Origin of the sequence: Nocardioides halotolerans DSM 19273 (assembly GCF_000422805.1) — a bacterium.
Lineage (GTDB): Bacteria > Actinomycetota > Actinomycetes > Propionibacteriales > Nocardioidaceae > Nocardioides > Nocardioides halotolerans.
On the sequence record NZ_AUGT01000026.1, the window covers coordinates 61,622 to 80,012 of the forward strand.

General features: G+C 71.5%; 15 protein-coding genes and 1 tRNA gene. 9 read left to right on the forward strand and 7 right to left on the reverse strand.

Annotation, left to right across the window (positions count from 1 at the left end):
• Positions 1-4: 4 nt before the first annotated feature.
• The 3 genes from G514_RS0108780 to G514_RS29110 are packed head-to-tail and all read right to left on the reverse strand — an operon-like array spanning position 5 to position 5,958.
• Positions 5-1,960, reverse strand: a complete 1,956-nt coding sequence (locus tag G514_RS0108780) for a clostripain-related cysteine peptidase (RefSeq protein WP_028651456.1) — start codon at positions 1,958-1,960, stop codon at positions 5-7.
• Complete coding sequence (locus tag G514_RS29105) at positions 1,960-4,029, reverse strand: zinc ribbon domain-containing protein (RefSeq protein WP_084151880.1); 2,070 nt, start codon at positions 4,027-4,029, stop codon at positions 1,960-1,962. The genes G514_RS0108780 and G514_RS29105 overlap by 1 nt, the downstream gene beginning before the upstream one ends.
• Before the next feature lie 12 nt (positions 4,030-4,041).
• On the reverse strand, positions 4,042-5,958 hold the full coding sequence (locus tag G514_RS29110) for a PrsW family glutamic-type intramembrane protease (protein ID WP_051247152.1): 1,917 nt from the start codon (positions 5,956-5,958) through the stop codon (positions 4,042-4,044).
• Between the two features lie 318 nt (positions 5,959-6,276).
• On the opposite strand from G514_RS29110, the gene G514_RS25715 reads away from it, so the two are divergent.
• From G514_RS25715 to G514_RS0108815, 4 genes are all read left to right on the forward strand, one after another.
• Positions 6,277-9,399, forward strand: a complete 3,123-nt coding sequence (locus tag G514_RS25715; RefSeq protein WP_245582145.1) for a (Fe-S)-binding protein — start codon at positions 6,277-6,279, stop codon at positions 9,397-9,399.
• Positions 9,400-9,627: 228 nt separating this feature from the next.
• Positions 9,628-10,128 (forward strand): hypothetical protein, encoded by a 501-nt coding sequence (locus G514_RS30210; RefSeq protein ID WP_028651458.1) that lies wholly within the window; start codon positions 9,628-9,630, stop codon positions 10,126-10,128.
• 38 nt (positions 10,129-10,166) lie between these two features.
• Positions 10,167-11,084, forward strand: coding sequence for a PASTA domain-containing protein (locus G514_RS0108810; RefSeq protein ID WP_028651459.1), 918 nt, complete (start codon positions 10,167-10,169; stop codon positions 11,082-11,084).
• A 4-nt stretch (positions 11,085-11,088) separates the two neighbouring features.
• On the forward strand, positions 11,089-12,033 hold the full coding sequence (locus G514_RS0108815) for a PASTA domain-containing protein (protein ID WP_028651460.1): 945 nt from the start codon (positions 11,089-11,091) through the stop codon (positions 12,031-12,033).
• On the opposite strand, the gene G514_RS0108820 is transcribed toward G514_RS0108815, so the two are convergent.
• Positions 12,030-12,290, reverse strand: a complete 261-nt coding sequence (locus tag G514_RS0108820; RefSeq protein ID WP_028651461.1) for a hypothetical protein — start codon at positions 12,288-12,290, stop codon at positions 12,030-12,032. The two genes, G514_RS0108815 and G514_RS0108820, sit on opposite strands and share 4 nt — an antisense overlap.
• A gap of 13 nt (positions 12,291-12,303) precedes the next feature.
• Positions 12,304-14,043 (reverse strand): sodium:solute symporter family protein, encoded by a 1,740-nt coding sequence (locus tag G514_RS0108825; protein ID WP_028651462.1) that lies wholly within the window; start codon positions 14,041-14,043, stop codon positions 12,304-12,306.
• Between the two features lie 153 nt (positions 14,044-14,196).
• Between G514_RS0108825 and G514_RS0108830 the strand changes: the two genes are divergently transcribed.
• The 3 genes from G514_RS0108830 (at position 14,197) to G514_RS30215 (ending at position 15,989) form a co-directional block, all read left to right on the forward strand.
• The gene (locus tag G514_RS0108830; protein ID WP_036564189.1) at positions 14,197-14,754 is read left to right on the forward strand and encodes a hypothetical protein; all 558 of its coding nucleotides are present in this window, start codon (positions 14,197-14,199) and stop codon (positions 14,752-14,754) included.
• A 123-nt stretch (positions 14,755-14,877) separates the two neighbouring features.
• Positions 14,878-15,696, forward strand: coding sequence for a DUF4097 family beta strand repeat-containing protein (locus tag G514_RS0108835; RefSeq protein ID WP_028651464.1), 819 nt, complete (start codon positions 14,878-14,880; stop codon positions 15,694-15,696).
• A 146-nt stretch (positions 15,697-15,842) separates the two neighbouring features.
• Positions 15,843-15,989, forward strand: coding sequence for a hypothetical protein (locus G514_RS30215; protein WP_157544672.1), 147 nt, complete (start codon positions 15,843-15,845; stop codon positions 15,987-15,989).
• A gap of 27 nt (positions 15,990-16,016) precedes the next feature.
• On the opposite strand, the gene G514_RS0108845 is transcribed toward G514_RS30215, so the two are convergent.
• Positions 16,017-17,006: a siderophore-interacting protein gene (locus G514_RS0108845; RefSeq protein WP_036564191.1), complete on the reverse strand. Its 990-nt coding sequence runs from the start codon at positions 17,004-17,006 to the stop codon at positions 16,017-16,019.
• Between the two features lie 123 nt (positions 17,007-17,129).
• Complete coding sequence (gene dcd, locus G514_RS0108850; RefSeq protein ID WP_028651466.1) at positions 17,130-17,705, reverse strand: dCTP deaminase; 576 nt, start codon at positions 17,703-17,705, stop codon at positions 17,130-17,132.
• A 70-nt stretch (positions 17,706-17,775) separates the two neighbouring features.
• On the opposite strand from dcd, the gene G514_RS0108855 reads away from it, so the two are divergent.
• Positions 17,776-18,207, forward strand: coding sequence for a hypothetical protein (locus G514_RS0108855; protein ID WP_028651467.1), 432 nt, complete (start codon positions 17,776-17,778; stop codon positions 18,205-18,207).
• 59 nt (positions 18,208-18,266) lie between these two features.
• Positions 18,267-18,339: transfer RNA gene (locus G514_RS0108860), tRNA-Gly, on the forward strand.
• Positions 18,340-18,391: the final 52 nt, after the last annotated feature.

An 18,391-nucleotide genomic window follows, 5' to 3' on the forward strand; every position in this document is an offset into this window, starting at 1 on the left:
CCCCTCACCGCACCTGACCCGACGCGAACGCCGTCGCGGCGTTGCCGGCGGCGTCCTGGACCACCAGCCCCATGTCGAACCGCGAGTTCTTCTCCATCCGCACGAAGCCGACGCGGAGGTCCTGGGTCACCTCGACCGACTGGGTCGACAGCACCTGCTCGTAGCTGTTGGAGCTCGGCACGAACACGTACGGCGTGAGCGTCCCGCCGACCTCGAGCGAGACGCCCGAGCTCGAGCCGGTGCTCGCGTCGACGATGCTCACGCTCTGGATGTTGCCCGAGCTGGTCAGCAGCACCCGGATCCCGACGTCGGTGACGCCGCCGTCGGGCGCGGTGTACTGCGCGAGGAAGCTGCCCAGCAGACCGCCCGACTGACCCTGGTAGACCGCCGTCGCCGGGGCGACCGTGGTGCCGTCGGTCAGGGCGGTGAGCGCGTAGCTCCACACGCCCTGCACCTGGCCCGGCCCGCCGGCGTCGAGGTACGCCGGCAGGATCAGCCCGAGCGCGATCTGCTGCCCGCCGAGGCCGGTGAAGAGGTAGGTCTCCGCGCTCGTCACGTTGGCCCGCGACCCGTCGGTGAGCTGGGCGGCGATCTTGATGCCCGACTCGTCGGCCTGCAGGACCTGCGCCTGCTCCGACACGAAGCTCACGCCCGCGCCCGACTGCCCTTGGGACGACCCGGCGCTCTGGACGAACGCCTCGATGAACTCCGCCCAGCCCTGCGGCTCGGTGCCGTCGCGGAGCACGGACGCGTTCACGTGGCGCGGGTTCGCCGGCAGGTAGACGTTGATGCCGGTCGCCTGCTGGGTGCCCTGGCCGATCGCCTGCTCGGTCACCGCACGGTCCACGGCCGCGGTCACCGCGTCACGAGCGACGGCGACGTCGTCGGGCACGTCGGTGAGGTGCTTCATGAAGTCGCCGAGGTCGATCAGGTCGAGCGACTCGCCCTCGAGGCCGGGGAACCCGGCGACGAACTCCAGCGCCTGCGCCCGCGCCCGCGCCACCGAGGTGGTGATCTCGGGCAGGTTCGCCACGGCCGCCTGGCTGAACGACTCCATCGCCGCGTCGAGCCCGGAGACCGCGTCGCCGTCGACGACCGACATCGCGACGAGGTCGCGGTAGGCCTGCCCGCCCGGCTGGGTGGCGATGTCGTCGAGCAGGTCGACGTAGCCCGACACGAACCCGTTGGCGACCGCCTGGCCGTCGCCGCCCTCCGACATCGGCGGGAACGACGCCGGGGCCAGCGGGTGGGCGATCATGATCTCCTCCGAGCCCGCGAGCCACCGCCCGAGCGGCGCGAGGGCGGAGACGGTCTCGTAGTTGGACATGAGGCACGCGGCCTGGTTGATCACGTCGAAGCGGTCGATGCCGGCCTTCTGCATGCCGACGAGCAGCCCCTCGCGCATCTCGGGGACGCTGAGCTCCTGGGTGCCGGGCGGTCCGGTGTCGACGTACCCGCCGGTGTTGCCGCCGCCGTGGTCGAAGAACGTGAACCCGTAGTGCACGGCCGGGAACCGGTCGGCCGCCTCTTCGACGAACGTCGCGAGCACGTCGGGCTGGCCCATCGAGACCTCGCCGAGATCGCGCACCTCGTTGTAGCGCCCGTCCTCGAGCACCAGCAGCTTGGCCGTGCTGAAGTCGCCGACGCCCGGCACCGGCGAGGTGGGCGCGTCGGTGTCGGTCGCCTCGGGGAGGTCGAGCAGCACGACGACGTTGACGTCCGGGTCGTCGGGCAGCTCGGCGATCTCGGTGAGGTTCTCGACCATCAGCTGCGGCACCCCGGAGGTGTCGCCGACGGCGTAGACCATCATCGTCCAGTCCGCGACCGTGTCGTCCGCGGCGGGCGCCAGGGCCTGGCTGGTGGTGCCGAGACCGCCCGCGAGGGTCGTCGCGCCGGCCGCCGCGAGGGCGGCGGTCAGCGCGACGATCCGTCGCCCGGTCCGGGATGCTCGCGTGCGCATCAGAAGCTGCTGACCAGCGAGTTGAACATCGCGTTGTAGCCGTCGATGAGCGGGCTGCTGTCGACGTCGAGCGCACCCTGCTGGTAGAGCACGAACGCCGTGACGCCGGTGCCGTCCTGGAGCAGGAAGTAGTAGGCGAAGCCCTCGACGGGGATGGTGCCGCCCTGCTGGCTCGCGAGCGCCCCCTGGTAGCCGAGCGCGACGGCCTGCACGACCGCCGAGGTCGGGATCTGCATCTCCTGCGGGTCGCTCACCGCGAGGTCCTGCACACCCATGCTCTGGATGCCGTTGAGGTTCTCGGTGATCATCGCGTTGGCGTCGGTCGGGGCCGGGTTGATGATGGCGAAGAAGTAGCCGCCGTCACCGAAGACCTGGACGAAGCCGTCGGCCTGCTGCTCGATCTCGTAGCCGGCGGGCAGGTCGAACCCGATGTCGCCGCCGACGACGACGTGGCTGTCGGACGACCCGGTGTCGATGCCGCCGCCGAGGCCGCCGCCGTCCGGCGAGTCGGACGGGTCGGCCGGCGACGTGAGGTCGGCCGAGGAGACGCTGCCGAAGCCCTGGGTGAGCGACGGCGCGGTGCCGGTCGACGGGGCCTCGGACGCGTCGGGTGACGGCCCGGGAGCCGGCACCGGCGTCGGTGCCGGCTCCGTCGTCGGGCCGGAGCCGACCTGGGTCTCGATCTGGATCGGCACCGGGGGCTTGTCGTCGGCAGCGGCCGCGGACGCCGCAGCCTGGCCGACCACTCCGGCGACCACGATCGTGGCGGCCACCGCGCCCACCACCAGCGCGGTGCGCTTGTTGTCCTGCGGCGCGACCCCGACCGGGACCGGCTTCAGCGCGGGCCGGGCGGGCGTGACTCCCTCGACGGTGTCGTCGACCCGGTTGCGGACCCTGGTGACCTTGCTGCCCGCGCGCACCGAGGTGCCACAGGCGACGCAGAAGTTCGCGCCGACGAGCAGTGGCATCTCGCACGAGGGGCAGTACGCCGTGCCGCGCGCGGTGTCCTTGAGCGCACCACCGGTCGCCGCGGCCTCGAGGGCCGCCTCCAGCACCGCGAAGTGGAGCAGGTAGCGCAGGCGCACGACCAGCGCGGCGGCGACGATCGCGCCCCACACCAGGCCGACGACCGCACCCTTGGTGCCCTCGAGCCGCGAGGCGAAGAACAGCCCGGCCTGGAACGCGACGTTCGCGATCAGAGCCTCTGCGAGGCCGCGGAAGTAGCCGGGCTTGAACCCGTCGTAGCCCGCGCCGAGGCCGGAGTAGCTCGCGACGGCGATGCCGGTGGCGGCGCCGTAGACGATCGGCTTGACCACCGCGGCCGAGAGGATCAGCGAGACCCAGAAGCCGGCGTCAGGGGAGTCGATCTGGCCGAAGCTGCTGAACAGACCGCGGTTGACGACGATCGTCTCCGCGGCGGCGAAGGCCGCACCGGCGGCGACGCCGAAGGTCAGCCCGTCGATCATGTCGTCGAACTGCGGTCGGCCGGCGAGCACGAGCGGCCCGACCTGCTTGAGCACCTCGCCGACGATCGGCACGAGGAGCACGAGCACCAGCAGGCTCGTCCAGCGCACCCCGCCGGCGCCGTTGCCGTCGAAGTTCACCGACGAGATGTTGCTGTCGAGGATCCCGGCGTGCCAGAGGAAGGTGAACCCGACCCCGAGCGCGGCCGCGGCACCGATCGCACCGAGCACCACGCCGATCGGCTGGTCCTCCCACTGGTTGACGTCGTACATGTAGACCACGTAGATCGCCGGGACGACGACCGCCGCCGCCACGAACGCGAAGGCGAGGAAGCCCAGCGCGCCCGCGACGACCGGGATCAGCACCCCCAGGCCGAGCGCCCAGCGGTAGGTCTGCGGCGCGTTGCCGGACGCCAGCGGCATCAGCGACGTGACGAGGTTGAACGACGCCACGGGCTCGCCGGGCTGGAGCGCGTAGCTCTGCCGGCGCTCGCCACCGGCACCGACGCCGGCGCTCAGCTCGGCGCCGGTCATCGGGTCGAAGCGGGCGCCCGGAGGCGCCACGGGAATGCCGCCGGTGGCGGGGTTCTCAGGTGTTGTGGTCATGGTTCCTCCGGGTCAGAGCGTGCTGATCAGCGTGCCGAGCATGGTGTTGTAGCCGTTGAGCAGCTTGGACTTCGGCTTGAGCGCGCCCTTGCCGTAGAGGCCGAACGCCGTGGCGCCCGTGCCGTCCTCGCGCTGGAAGTAGTAGGCGAAGCCCTCGACGGGGATGCTGCCGCCCTGCTGCGTGGCGAGCAGGCCGCGGAAGTTGAGCATCGCCGCGCCCTTGACCCCCGTGACCTGCACCGCCTTCGGCTGGGTGATCTCCAGCTCCTCGACGCCCATGTTCTGGATGCCGGTGAGGTTGTTGGCGATCAGCTTGGCCAGGGTGGTCTTCTTCGGCGTCAGGTAGGCGAAGAAGTAGCCCTTGTAGCCGAAGACCTGCGCGTAGCCGGGGCCCGGGTCCTCGATCTTGAAGCCCTTGGGCACCAGGAAGACCACGTCGTCGCTGAGGAAGACGAGGCCGCCCTTGCCACCGGCGGCCTCGACGTTCTTGCCCTCGCCGGTCCCGTCGTCGGCGCCGAGCCGGACGGCGGAGGTCTTGTTGAGCAGGTCGTCGCCCGCGTCGGGGTCGAGCGTGATGCCCGTCTCCGACGGCGGCTTCATGTCGTCGCTGTCGCCGGCCGCGGAGGCCGCGACCTGCCCGAGCACGCCACCGACCAGGATCGTGGCGACGATCGCGCCGACCACCATGGCGGTCTTCTTGTTGTCCTGCGGCGCCACCCCCGCAGCGGCCGGCCGGAGGCTCGGCCGCGCGACGGCGGGGTCGGCGTCCTCGCTGCGGTTGCGGGCGCGGGTGACCTTGCTGCCGGCCCGGACCGACGTGCCGCAGGCGACGCAGAAGTTCGCGCCGACGAGCAGCGGCATCTCGCACGAGGGGCAGTACGCCGTGCCCACGGCGCTGTCCTTGAGCGCACCACCGGTCGACGCGGCCTCCAGGGCGGCCTCGAGCACGGCGTAGTGGAGGAGGTAGCGCAGGCGGACGACGAGCACGGCCGCGATGAGGGCGCCCCAGACGAGGCCGAGGACGTTGCCGGCGGTGCCGTCGAGGCGGGACGCGAAGAACAGGCCGGCCTGGAAGAGGATGTTGGCGACCAGCGCCTCGACGAGGCCGCGGACGTAGGCCGGCTTGAAGCCGTCGTAGCCCGCCCCGAGACCGGAGAAGCTCGCGACCGCGATGCCGGTGGCGGCGCCGTAGACGATCGGCTTGACCACGGCGGCCGAGAGGATCAGCGAGACCCAGAAGCCGGCGTCGGGCGAGTCGACCTGGCCGAAGCTGCTGAACAGACCGCGGTTGACGACGATCGTCTCCGCTGCGGCGAAGGCCGCACCGGCGGCGACGCCGAAGGTCAGCCCGTCGATCATGTCGTCGAACGCCGGGCGGCGGGCCAGCAGGATCGGGCCGACCTCCTTGAGCAGCTCGCTGACGATCGGCACCAGCAGCGCCAGCACCAGGAAGCTGGTCCAGCGGATGCCGGGCTGGGTGCCGTCGAGGTCGACGGGCGCGAGGTCGTCGCCGAGGATCCCGGCGTGCCAGAGGAAGGTGAAGCCGACCCCGAGCGCGGCCGCGGCACCGATCGAACCGAGCACCACGCCGATCGGCTGGTCCTCCCACTGGTTGACGTCGTACATGTAGACGACGTAGACCGCCGGGACCACCAGGGCCGCCGCGACGAACGCGAAGGCGAGGAAGCCCAGCGCGCCCGCGACGACCGGGATCAGCACCCCGAGGCCGAGCGCCCAGCGGTAGGTCTGGGGCGCCGAGCCCGATGCCAGCGGCATCAGGGAGCTCACGAGGTTGAACGATGCGACCGGCTCGCCGGGCTGGAGGGCGAAGCTCTGCTTGCGCTCGCCTCCGCCACCGGCGAGCTCCGCCCCGGTGACGGGGTCGAAGCGGGCGCCTGCGGGCAGCTCGGGGGTGTGGCTCTCGGACATGTCGACGATCTCTCCCGTGGGCGGGGGCCGAGTCCCCCTGAGTCAGGTGTGCAGGTGATGAGCAGGTGCGGAGCGCTGAGTGTGCATGAGATGCCGGGACACCGTAAAGAATCCGTGGCGAGATCTCGGACGACACGCGAGAAATTCCGGTTCCGTCCATGACCTGCCGGACGCCGGGAAGTTACCGAAAAGTAGGATCCGTCTCAGTCGGCATCGGGACCGTCGTGCTGCCCGTCGGGCTCGCCGTAGGCTGCCGGACGCGGCCGGTGCGGGGTGCATGGCCGAGGTACGTCGAGAAGTCGGGAAGAGGCTGAAGCAGTGGAGCTGTGGGTCCTGGTCGTCGGGCTGGTCATGCTGGCCGTCGCGCTGCCGATCGCCGGCCGTCGCGTCGTCTTCCTCTACCGGCTGATCGCGAGCGGGCAACCGGCTCCCGACCGGGTGGAGAACGTCACCAAGCGGCTGGGGCAGGCGCTCACGACCCAGGTGGTCGAGGTCCTCGGGCAGAAGAAGCTGCTGAAGTGGTCGGTGCCGGGCGCGGCGCACTTCTTCGTGTTCTGGGCGTTCGTGATCCTCGGCAGCGTCTACCTCGAGGCGTTCGGCATCCTCTTCTCGCGCAACCCCCACTGGGCGATCCCGGTCATCGGCCACTGGGACGTGCTCGGCTTCGCGCAGGACTTCATCGCGGTGATGTGCGTCCTCGGCCTGGCGACGTTCGTCGCGATCCGGCTGCGCAACAACCCCCAGACCCTCGGCCGCAAGTCCCGCTTCAGCGGCTCCCACCTCGGGCCGGCGTGGTTCACGCTGTTCATGATCTTCAACGTCGTCTGGACCATGTTCCTGTTCCGCGGCGCCGCCTGGGCCACCGACGACCACTTCCCCTACGGCAACGGCGCGTTCGGCTCCCACGCCGTGGGCGCGCTGCTCGGCGGGCTGTCGGACCACACGACCGACGTCATCGAGGGGATCGGGCTCCTCCTGCACATCGGCGTCATGCTCGGGTTCCTCATCTTCGTGCTCAACTCCAAGCACCTGCACATCTTCGTGGCGCCCCTCAACGTGCTCTTCGGCCGCCGACCCAAGGCGCTGGGCGCGGTCAAGCCGCTCACCTCGGAGGGCCGGGCGGTCACGCTCGACGACATCGAGGACATGGACGAGAGCGCGACGCTCGGCGTCGGGTCCGTCGAGGACTTCACCTGGAAGGGCCAGCTCGACTTCGCCACCTGCACCGAGTGCGGCCGCTGCCAGTCGCAGTGCCCGGCGTGGAACACCGAGAAGCCGCTTTCGCCCAAGCTCCTCATCATGGCGCTGCGCGACGCGTCGTTCGCCAAGGCTCCCTACGTGCTCGCCTCCGACGACAAGCGCGCCGGGCTGCTCGACGGCGACGGCGCCCGGGCGCAGACGCTGACCAAGGAGGTCGAGCGCCCTCTGGTCGGCGAGACCGGCGACGACTGGTTCTACATGCCCGAGAGCGGCGCGGCCGTCATCGACCCGGACGTGCTCTGGTCGTGCGTCACCTGCGGCGCCTGCGTCGAGCAGTGCCCCGTCGACATCGAGCACGTCGACCACATCGTCGACATGCGGCGCTACCAGGTGCTCGTCGAGTCGAACTTCCCCGCCGAGCTCAACCAGCTCTTCAAGGGGATGGAGAACAAGGGCAACCCCTGGAACATGTCGCCCACCGCGCGCATGGACTGGGCCCAGGGCCTCGACTTCGACGTCAAGGTCGTCGGCGAGGACGTCGAGTCGCTCGACGAGGTCGACTGGCTGTTCTGGGTCGGCTGCGCCGGCGCCTACGAGGACCGCCAGAAGAAGACCACCCGCGCCGTCGCGGAGCTGCTGCACATGGCCGACGTCTCCTTCGCGGTGCTCGGCAACGGCGAGACCTGCAACGGCGACCAGGCGCGCCGGGCCGGCAACGAGTTCGTGTTCCAGGGCCTCGCCCAGCAGAACGTCGAGACGTTCAAGGAGCACAAGGTCAAGAAGGTCGTCTCGACCTGCGCCCACTGCTTCAACACGCTGAAGAACGAGTACAAGGACTTCGGCATCGAGCTCGAGGTCGTCCACCACACCCAGCTGCTCAACCGGCTGGTGCGTGAGGGAAAGCTGACCCCGGTCAAGGACGGCGCCGGCGCCCACCAGCGCAAGATCACCTACCACGACCCCTGCTACATCGGTCGTCACAACGGCGTGTACTCGCCGCCGCGCGAGCTGCTCCAGGTGCTGCCGGGCGCGGACTTCGTCGAGATGCCTCGCAACTCCGAGCGGTCCTTCTGCTGCGGCGCCGGCGGCGCGCGCATGTGGATGGAGGAGAATCTCGGCGAGCGGATCAACGTCAACCGCACGAGCGAGGCCGTCGCCACGGGCGCCGACCAGATCGCGGTCGGCTGCCCGTTCTGCCGGGTGATGCTCTCCGACGGCCTGACCGCCGCGATCGACAAGGGCGAGGCGCGCGAGGAGGTCGAGGTCCTCGACGTCGCGCAGATGCTGCTCGCCTCGGTCAAGGGCGAGCAGGCCACCCGCCGCGCCCCGGGCAGCGGCGGTACGGCGCTCAAGGAGCGCCCGGTCGAGACCAAGGCCGAGCCCGAGGCCGGTGACGAGACGGTCACCGAGGACACCGTCACCGAGACCTCCGAGGCCTCGCCCGCCGCCAAGGCGTCGGGTGGCGGCTCGTCGCTCTTCGACACCCCTGCCGACGACGCCGGCGGCTCCGATGACTCCGACGGCGGCGGCGACCCGCCCGCGCCGACCACGCCGGCCACGGCCGGTGGCTCGCTGTTCGACCTGGGCGGCGACGACGAGTCCGAGCCCGAAGCGAAGGCGGAGCCCGAGGAGAAGCCCGAGGAGAAGCCCGAGGCGTCGGGCGGCTCGCTGTTCGACCTCGAGGCGGAGCCGGAGCCGGCGCCCGCTGCCGAGAACGCCGTCACCGCGCCGGCCGAACCCGAGACCGAACCCGAGACGCAGCCCGCTACCCCGGCCGCAGACCTCGGCTCGGGCGGCTCGCTCTTCGACATCGCCGCCGACAAGACCGCGGAGCCCGAGCCGAAGGAAGGAGCCCAGGCCGAGGACACGCCGGTCGAGCCTGTCGAGACCCCCGCAGCGGAGGCACCCACCGCACCGAGCGCGGACCTGTCCTCGGGTGGTTCCCTCTTCGACATCGCCGCCCCTGACGTGGTCGACGCTCCCGCTCAGGACGAGGCCGAGGCACCCGAACCGGAGCCCGAGCCCGCAGCGGACGAGAGCGTCTCGGCCGGCGCCGCGCTCAGCCAGGCGGCGACGTTCTCCGACCCCGACGACGGCGAGGAGCCCGAGGACGGCGAGGGGCACGAGCCTGAGGAGAAGCCCGAGGCCGAGGAGAAGCCGAAGCCGGCCGCCTCCGGCGAGGCGCACACGCCGAAGACCGACGTCGACATCAACGAGTCGGGCTCGCTCTTCGACCTCTGAGCTCAACCACCCGGGCCGGCTGCGCGTCACAGCAACGTGACCTCCCCCTCCCGGCCGCCCGTTCCCGCCCTCCTCCTCGCCGCGCTCCTCGCTCTGCCCGCCGTCGCCGGCTGCGGCACCGACAGCGGTTCCGACGCCGGATCCGCATCGTCCGCCGCACCGGCGACCCGGTCGACGACCCCCAGCCCGACACCCAGCCCGACCGCCGGCCCCACGCCGCCGCCACCGATGACCACGCAGCCGGCGGCGGAGGCCGCCGGCGTCGTCGACGTCGTACCGGCCGGGATGGACGAGGACCTCGTGCGGGTCGGCCGGATGTTCCTGCGGCTGGCGCGCGGCGCTGCTGGCGCGACCCTCCCGGTCGAGCCGCAGGTGACGGTGCTCCTCGGGGGCGAGCAGGCCACCGTGCTCACCAGCACCCAGGCCGACGACCGGGCCTCGTGGGAGCAGCTGTGCGACTCGAGCGGCAAGGGCTACGCCGAGCGGTCCTGCCCGGTGTCGGCGCTGGCAGCGCTCGCCGACAGCGAGGGCGTGACGTTCTCGACCGAGCCCGCCCAGGAACCCTGCTCCGGGCCGCACGGTCTCGAGCCCGGCGACGTCGGCGGCACCAAGCGGGTCACGCTCCTGGCCCGGCCCCACGGCAGCTGCCTCGACTACGCCGCCGTCGAGCTCTACCTCAACGACGTCAGCCAGCTCGTCGCCGCCAACCTGGTGCTCGGCTCGCCCTAGGAGGCCCCGGGAGCCGTAGGCTCGCCGCGGAGGGTCAGGTGGACTTCGACCAGTACGTCGCGGCGCGCTACGGCAGGCTCGTCGAGCACGCCCTCGACCTGGGGTGCGCCGAGTCCGAGGCCTGCGTCCACGTCGACCAGGTGCTGGCCGAGCAGCGCAGGCGGATCCGCCGCGCGGAGGACCCGGACCCCCTCGTGCGCGAGGCGCTCGAGCGCGCGGTGCGCGGCACCCCCGAGCGCTCACGGCGGACCGCACCGCTCGTGGCGCTCGGTGTGGTCGCGGTCGCCGTGGCGGTCGGGGTGGTGGCGACCTACCGGCCGGCCCCCCACGAGCTGCCGTCGTTGTTCGCGCTCACCGGCGCCCAGGCCGAGGAACTCCTCGAGAGCGAGGGCTACGAGGTCACGCTGGAGGAGGCCAGGTCGTGCGAGCCGCCGGGCCTGGTCATCGACTCCGACCCGCCCAGCGGCGGACCGGTCCGCGAAGGCGCGACGGTCACCGTCCGCACCTCCGTGATCGCCGGCAGCCACTGCGAGCCCGCCTTCCCGCGACGGTCGGCGGCCTGGGAGTTCGTGCTGTTCGCCCTGGGCCGCGGACCGGCCCCCGCGCTGGCCGACGAGCTCGACGTCGTGGTCGACGGCGGGCCACCCCGACATCTCGACGGGGACGTCGCGGCGGGGCTGCAGGGGCAGGTCGACCTCACGCTCGCCATCGAGCGGGCGGCGGAGCAGACCCGAGCCGGCGAGAGCGGACTGCCCCGGCTCAGCGTCGTGTTCACCGCACCACCGGCGACCTGGTGCGGCATCGACCTCCCGCCGATCGTCGCGGACCGAAGCGCGATCCGGTTCGAGATCGACCCCCGCCCGGAGGACCGCCGGGGCTGCCCGCTCACCGTCGACCTCTACCGGACGGACTCGGCCATCGACGCGGTCATCGTCTACACCCCGCAGGGCCGGTGACGTCGTGGACTTCGACCAGTACGTCGCGGCGAGGTACGGCCGGCTCGTCGAGCACGCCGTGCTCCTCGGCTGCGCGGAGGGCGAGGCCGGCGCCTGCGTCGACCGGGTGCTGCTCGAGCAGCGCAAGCAGATCCGCGGCGCGGACGACCCCGACCCGCTGGTGCACGAGGCGCTGGAGAGCGCGATCAGCGGCACACCGCCGCGGTCGCGCCGCACCGGCCCGCTCATGGCGGTCGGGCTGGTCGCGGTCGCCGTCGCGGTCGGCGCCGCGCTCACCTACCGGCCTCCACCGCAGCCCGTGCCGTCGCTGTTCGGCCTCGATGCGACCCAGGCCCAGCGCCTGCTCGAGGACGAGGGGTACGCCGTGCTGGTCCGTCCGGCGCGCTCGTGCGAGCCCGACGGCCTCGTGCTCGGGTCGGAGCCGCCGGCGGGCACGCTCGCGCGGGAGGGGGCGACCGTGACCCTCCGGGCGGCGGCGCGGTCCGACGCGTTCTGCCAGGCGCAGTTCCTGGCACGCAGCGACGCCTGGGACTACGTCGCGTTCGCGCTCGGCGGCGACCCGCCGCCGTTCGCCGCGACCGTGACGCTGGTCGTCGCCGGGTCGGAGCCGCGGTCGTTCACCCGCGGCGAGGCCGGCGACGGCACGCGCTGGGGCGAGGCGTTCGACCTCGTCCTGGCCGCCGCGCGCGCCGCTGCTCCGACCGCGAGCGGCATGCCCGCCCTGCGGGTCGAGGCGACGCTCCCGCCCGAGGCGTGGTGCGGCGTGGCGCGCCCGCCGGAGCTCGGCGACCGCTTCGCGCTGCGCCTCCAGATCGACCCGCGGGCCTCGCGCGCCGAGGGCGGCTGCCCGCTCAGCGTCGACCTCTACCGCTCCGAGCGCGTCATCGACACGGTCGTCGTCTACCCCGCCCGGGCGGACGGCGAAGGACTCGTGGTGGACCCGGCCTAGATCTCGTCCGGCTTGTCGACGTGCTCTGGCACGACGATCGGCTTCACCCTCGCCCAGATCAGGAACGCCGCCCCGACCACGACCAGCGCGAGACCGGCCCAGAGGTTCGCGTTGACGTCGCCTGTCTTGTCGTACTCCTTGTCGCCGAAGATCCCCATCAGCACGAGGATCACGCCGTAGACGCCAAGCAGGCCGCCGATGATGTTGCGGATGTCGAGCGCCCCCGCGGTGTGCTTCTGGCCAGTGTGCTCACTCATCAGTCGACCCTCCTCAGAAGATGACGTTCAGGATGACGACCAGGACCAGGGCGATCGAGGCCAGCGGGATGGTGCGGCGGTACCACGGATAGGTCTCCTCGTCGGCGTCGACGAGGTCCTCCCGCGGCGTCTCGGAGTAGACCAGGCCCTTGAGCTCCGAGGCGGGCTTCGGCTGCGTGACCATCGAGACCACGACGCTGAGCACGATGTCGACGACGAAGGCGACCGAGGCCGCGACGAACGCCGCGCCCTGCCCGGAGAGGTGGATCCAGCCCTGGCTCAGGCCGCCGAGCGTGCCCTCGGTGCAGATCGCGGTGGCGACCGCGGCCAGGGTGCCGGCGGACAGGCCGATCCAGCCGGCGGCCGGCGTCATCCGCTTCCAGAACATTCCGAGGATGAACGTCGCGAACAGCGGCGCGTTGAAGAACCCGAACAGCACTTGGAGGTAGTCCATGATGTTGGAGAAGTTCGACGCCAGCGCCGCGGTGAAGATCGCGACCAGCGTGGCGACGACCGTCGCGATGCGGCCGACGCGCAGGTAGTAGCCGTCCTCGCGCTCCTTGACGACGTAGGTCTCCCACAGGTCGTAGCTCAGCACGGTGTTGAACGCCGAGATGTTGGCCGCCATGCCGGCCATGAACGCCGCCAGGAGGCCGGTGATCGCGACGCCCAGCAGGCCGTTGGGCAGGACCTCCTTCATGAGGAACAGCAGCGAGTCGTTGAACTTCACGTCGCCCGACGCGCCACCCGGCACGGCGTCGCCCGCCTTGGTCTTCGAGATCTCGGTGACGAGGACCGCGGCGATCATGCCGGGGAAGATCGTGATGAACGGGACGAACATCTTCGGGAAGGCGCCGATGATCGGCGTCTTGCGGGCCGAGGAGATGGAGTTGGAGGCCATCGCGCGCTGCACCTCGACGAAGTTCGTCGTCCAGTAGCCGAACGACAGCACGAAGCCGAGCCCGAACACGATGCCGACGACCGACCACAGGTCGGAGTCGAAGCCAGAGAGCGCGTTGCCGGGCCAGGAGTTGAGCTGCTGAGCGGCGGTGACGCCCCCGGACTTGTCGTCGGCCGCCGCCTCGGTGATCTTGTCGGTCAGGCCGTCCCAGCCGCCGACACGGTGCAGGCCGAGCAGGGTGAGCGGTGCGAGCGAGGCGACGATCACGAAGAACTGCAGCACCTCGTTGTAGATCGCGGCACTCAGCCCGCCGAGGGTGATGTAGGAGAGCACGATCGCGGCCGCCACGATGAGCGCGAGCCACAGTGGCCACCCGAGCAGCGCGTGGATGATCGAGCCGAGCAGGTAGAGGTTCACGCCGGCGATGAGCAGCTGGGCCACCGCGAAGGAGATCGCGTTGACCAGGTGGGCTCCGGTGCCGAACCGGCGCCGCATGAACTCCGGCACCGACCGGACCTTCGAGCCGTAGTAGAAGGGCATCATCACGACGCCGAGGAAGAGCATCGCCGGGATCGCGCCGACCCAGAAGTAGTGCACCGCCGGGAGGCCGAACTGCGCGCCGTTCGCCGACATGCCCATGATCTCGACGGCGCCGAGGTTGGCGGAGATGAACGCCAGGCCCGTCACCCAGGCGGGCAGGGCCCGGCCTGAGAGGAAGAAGTCGACCGAGTCGGAGACCTGGCGCCGGGCCAGCACCCCGATGCCGAGCACCACGGCGAAGTAGAGGAAGACGATCAGGTAGTCGACCGGACCCGCGTCGATGATCGTGTTGGCCAGCACTGGTGCGGACATGCGAACGCCCTTTCTGCGGCTGAGAGGCCCCGAGGCCAGAAACGCAGTGCCCGGCCGTCTCGTGCGGCAAACCTGCGGCCATGACGTCACCTGACGTCATGTGACACCACTTTCCACTTGACATGACATCATCGTGGTGTCACGATGGTGCACATGGACATCACGCCATACGTCGACAGCCTCCGGCGCGACCTGCTCGCCGCCGCCGAGGCCGCCGGCCCCGAGGCCCACGCCGCGGCCGAGCGCCTCACCTTCGCCCTCGACCCCGCCGCGCGGCTCGCCCTCATGGAGGCCATCTCGCAGGCCGCCACCGAGATCACCGCCGAGATGCCCGCCGGTGGCGTCGACGTACGCCTCGACGGCCGCGAGCTGGCGTTCGTGGTCGACGCGCCGACCGGGCCGCCCGCCCCGCCGGCGCCGCCCGCCCCGCCGCCCCCGCCCGGGGTCGACGAGGTGGAGGAGGGCGGCATCGCCCGCATCACGCTCCGGCTCCCCGAGTCGGTCAAGGCGAAGGCCGAGGAGTTCGCTGCCCGGTCCGGCCACTCGCTCAACACCTGGCTCGTCAACGTCGTCCGCGCGGCCACCCGCGAGGGCGCGATCAACGTCGACATCGACCTCTCGAGCCTCCCCTTCGTGGGCGGCAACGACCCGTTCGGTGGGCAGGGGCCCTTCGGCGGCAAGCGAGGCCGGCGGATGAGCGGCTGGGTCTAGCCGCCCCGCCCCGCCCCACCGCCACCCGGTCAGCCACGGGCCGGCGCCCACTCACAGCCAGGGCGCCGGTCCGGCGGCCCAGCACACCCTCTTCCCGTTCCCTCATGCACAGGAGTGACAGCCATGCCCGAGTACCGCTTCGAGACCCACAGCCCGGTCGACCTGGTCGTCGAGATCAGCAAGGGCAACGTGCACGTCGAGTGCGTCGACACCCACGAGTCGATCGTCCGCGTCGAGGGCCGCAACGCCGACGACGTCACGGTCGAGCAGCACGGCGACACGATCAGCGTGATCGAGCCCGGCCGCGGCCGGATCTTCGGCGACAACGCGCTGCGCGTCGACGTCGTCGTCCCCGACACCAGCAACCCCGCGATCCGCACCGGCAGCGCCGACATCCAGGTCGAGGGCCGGGCCGGTCACGCCCAGCTGCGCAGCGGCTCCGGCGACTGCACGATCGACGCCGTCGACGGGCACCTGCTCGTCGAGACCGGCTCCGGCGAGATCCGGGTCGACGACGTGCACGGCAACCTCAAGATCAAGAGCGGCTCCGGCGACGTCGAGGTCGGCCAGGCCGGAGGCACCAGCTCGATCTCGACCGGCTCGGGCGACGTCTCCGTCGAGAAGGCCCGCAGCAACATCGTGGTCAAGACCGGCAGCGGCGACCTGAGCATCGACTCGGCGGACGACGACACGTCGTTCAGCACCGGCAGCGGCGACGTGTCGATCGACCTGGTCAAGCGGGGCCGCCACACGGTGAAGGGTGCCTCCGGCGACGTGTCGATCGGCGTCAAGGCCGGCGTTCCGGTGTGGACCGACATCACCACGGTGTCCGGCACCATCCGCTCCGACCTGCAGGGCGCCGGCCAGCCGGAGGAGGGCCAGGACCACATCGAGGTCCGCGCCAAGACCGTCAGCGGCGACATCGCCCTCAGCGAGGTCTGACTCGCCCGCAGCACGCAGCTTCCGCACGACCGATCCGCACGCACCACCCGCAAGCACGATCAGCAACCACGATCAGCAACCGCAGTCAGGCCGACTGTCGGTGCCCACAGCAAGACTGGACTCACCAGGAGACAAGGAGCACGGCCATGAGCAACACGATGATCGAGATGCAGGCCCGGCACCAGATCCAGGAGCGGCTCGCCCGCGCCTCCGCACCCCGGCTGCCGCTGACCACCCGCCGCCACCGCGTCGCCGAGCGGCTGCGCAAGGTCGCCGACCGCGTCGACGGCTGACCCGCCCGGCTCCCTACGACCGCTTCCCTACGACCGCATCGCGACACCCCGCCGCCAGTAGCCCATGAAGGCCACCTGGCGGCGGTCCATGCCCAGCTCCCTCACCAGCAGCCGGCGCAGGCCGGTGACCGTCCCCGACTCGCCGGCGATCCAGGCGTAGACCCCGTCGAGGTCGTGGCCCACGGTGGCCACCGGGAGGTCGACGTCCTCCCCCGACGACGAGTAGACCGGCGTCTCCCACAGGTCGGGATCCACCTCGGTCTCCGGCACCGGGTCGTCGCTCCCCGCGACGCCGAGGTGGCGACGTACCTCCCGGTCCAGCCGCGACCCGTGCGGCGCACCGTCGCGCGGCAGCCAGACCACGTCGACGTTCGCCGGGGCCGGCACTCCCGCCAGCGCGGTCGCGTCGCGGCCCACCGGCACCTCGACGAACGCCGCCCCACGCGCGTCCCGGTCGAGGTCCTCGAGGATGCGGCAGATCGCGGGCGCGGCGGTCTCGTCGCCGACCAGCAGCAGCTCGCTCGCGGTGCCGGGCGTGAACTCGATGCCGCCGAACGGCACCCCTCGCCGCGGCGCCATCACCACGAGCCGGTCGCCCGGCGCGGCCTGAGCCGCCCACGCCGATCCCGGCCCGGTCGCGTCGTGCTCGAGGTGCAGGACGAGGTCGACCACCAGCCGCGGCTCGGCCGGCGTGCCGCGCACGGCGCGCACCGAGTAGGTCCGCAGGTGCCCGCGCTCCGACTCCGGCAGGTCGAGCCACGTGCCCCACCACGAGTCGTCCGCGCCGGCGAACGACGGCAGCCGGCCCGCGTCGTCCGGGAAGACGAGCTTGATCCGCTGGTCGTAGAGCGGGCCGTCCACGCCGAAGTCCGCCAGCGCCGGGCCGCCCAGTTCGACCCGGACGAAGCTCGGCGAGATCCGCTCGACCGTCTCCACCTCGACCTCGTCGAGGACCATCGGCAGCGGGGCGGTCGGCGTCTCGGTCGGGGTCTCGGTCGGCGTCTCGGCGGCGAGCATGGAGTTAGGGTAGCCTAACCTCATGAAACGACCGGATCAGCGCAATCGCGCCCATTGGGCGCTGTTTCACGCGTGAAACAAGGCCGATCGGCGCATTTGCGCTGAATCGGTCCTGGGCAGCGCTCAGATCTGCGTGCGGTGGAAGTTCTGGAACGACCGCGAGGGGGTCGGGCCGCGCTGGCCTTGGTAGCGCGAGCCGTACTTCTCCGACCCGTAGGGGTGCTCGGATGGCGAGGACAGCCGGAAGAAGCAGAACTGCCCGATCTTCATCCCCGGGTAGAGCTTGATCGGCAGCGTCGCGACGTTCGCGAGCTCGAGCGTCACGTGCCCGGAGAACCCAGGGTCGACGAAGCCGGCGGTGGCGTGGGTCAGCAGCCCGAGCCGGCCCAGCGACGACTTGCCCTCCACGCGCGCGGCGACGTCGTCCGGCAGCGAGACGACCTCGTACGTCGACCCGAGCACGAACTCACCGGGGTGCAGGATGAACGGCTCGTCGCCCTCGGGCTCGACGAGCCGGGTGAGGTCGGACTGGTCGGCGGCCGGGTCGATGTGGGGGTAGCGGTGGTTCTCGAAGACGCGGAAGAAGCGGTCGAGCCGGACGTCGATCGACGACGGCTGCATCATCGCCGGGTCGAAGGGCTCGAGGCTGATCCGGCCCGCCTCGATCTCGGCCAGGACGTCGCGGTCTGACAGCAGCACGCGCACAACCTACCGGGGCTACGCTGTCGCCGAACCGGGCCGCGGGGTCCAGAGAGCCTGCGAGGTCGCCATGCTCATCAACATCAACGGCCAGAGCTACACCAGGTGGGAGGACGTCCCGGAGGACGTGCGCGCGCAGCTCGCCGCGACCCTCCCCGACACCGACCACAACGGCGTCCCGGACCTGCTCGAGGGCAACCTCTCGGGTGTCCAGGCGATGGTGCAGGGCGCGATGCAGTCCGGCGGCACGCCGGCCCAGTCGTTCACGTCGGTCAGCGTCGACGGCCAGCAGGTCAGCTCGCTCGGCCAGCTGCCGCCGGAGGTGCAGGAGCTGCTGAAGAACACCCTCGGCATCTTCCAGCCCGGCAGCGTGGTCGCACCGCCGCCGGCCACCGGTACGTCGCTGCAGCCGGGCCAGGTGATGCTCAACGGCGTCCCGACGACGGTCGGCGAGGCCGTCGAGGTCAGGAAGCCATGGTGGAAGCGGATCTTCGGCAGCTGACGCCAGCGGGCTCTCCGTCGCGGCGCTGAGGTAGCATCTGCGCGCCGGGCCTCCGGCATGCGGATGTAGCTCAGTTGGTAGAGCGCGACCTTCCCAAGGTCGATGTCGCGAGTTCGAATCTCGTCATCCGCTCTGACTCATCCACTGTCACCGATCCGACGGCCAGCGCAGAGCGCGACGCTCT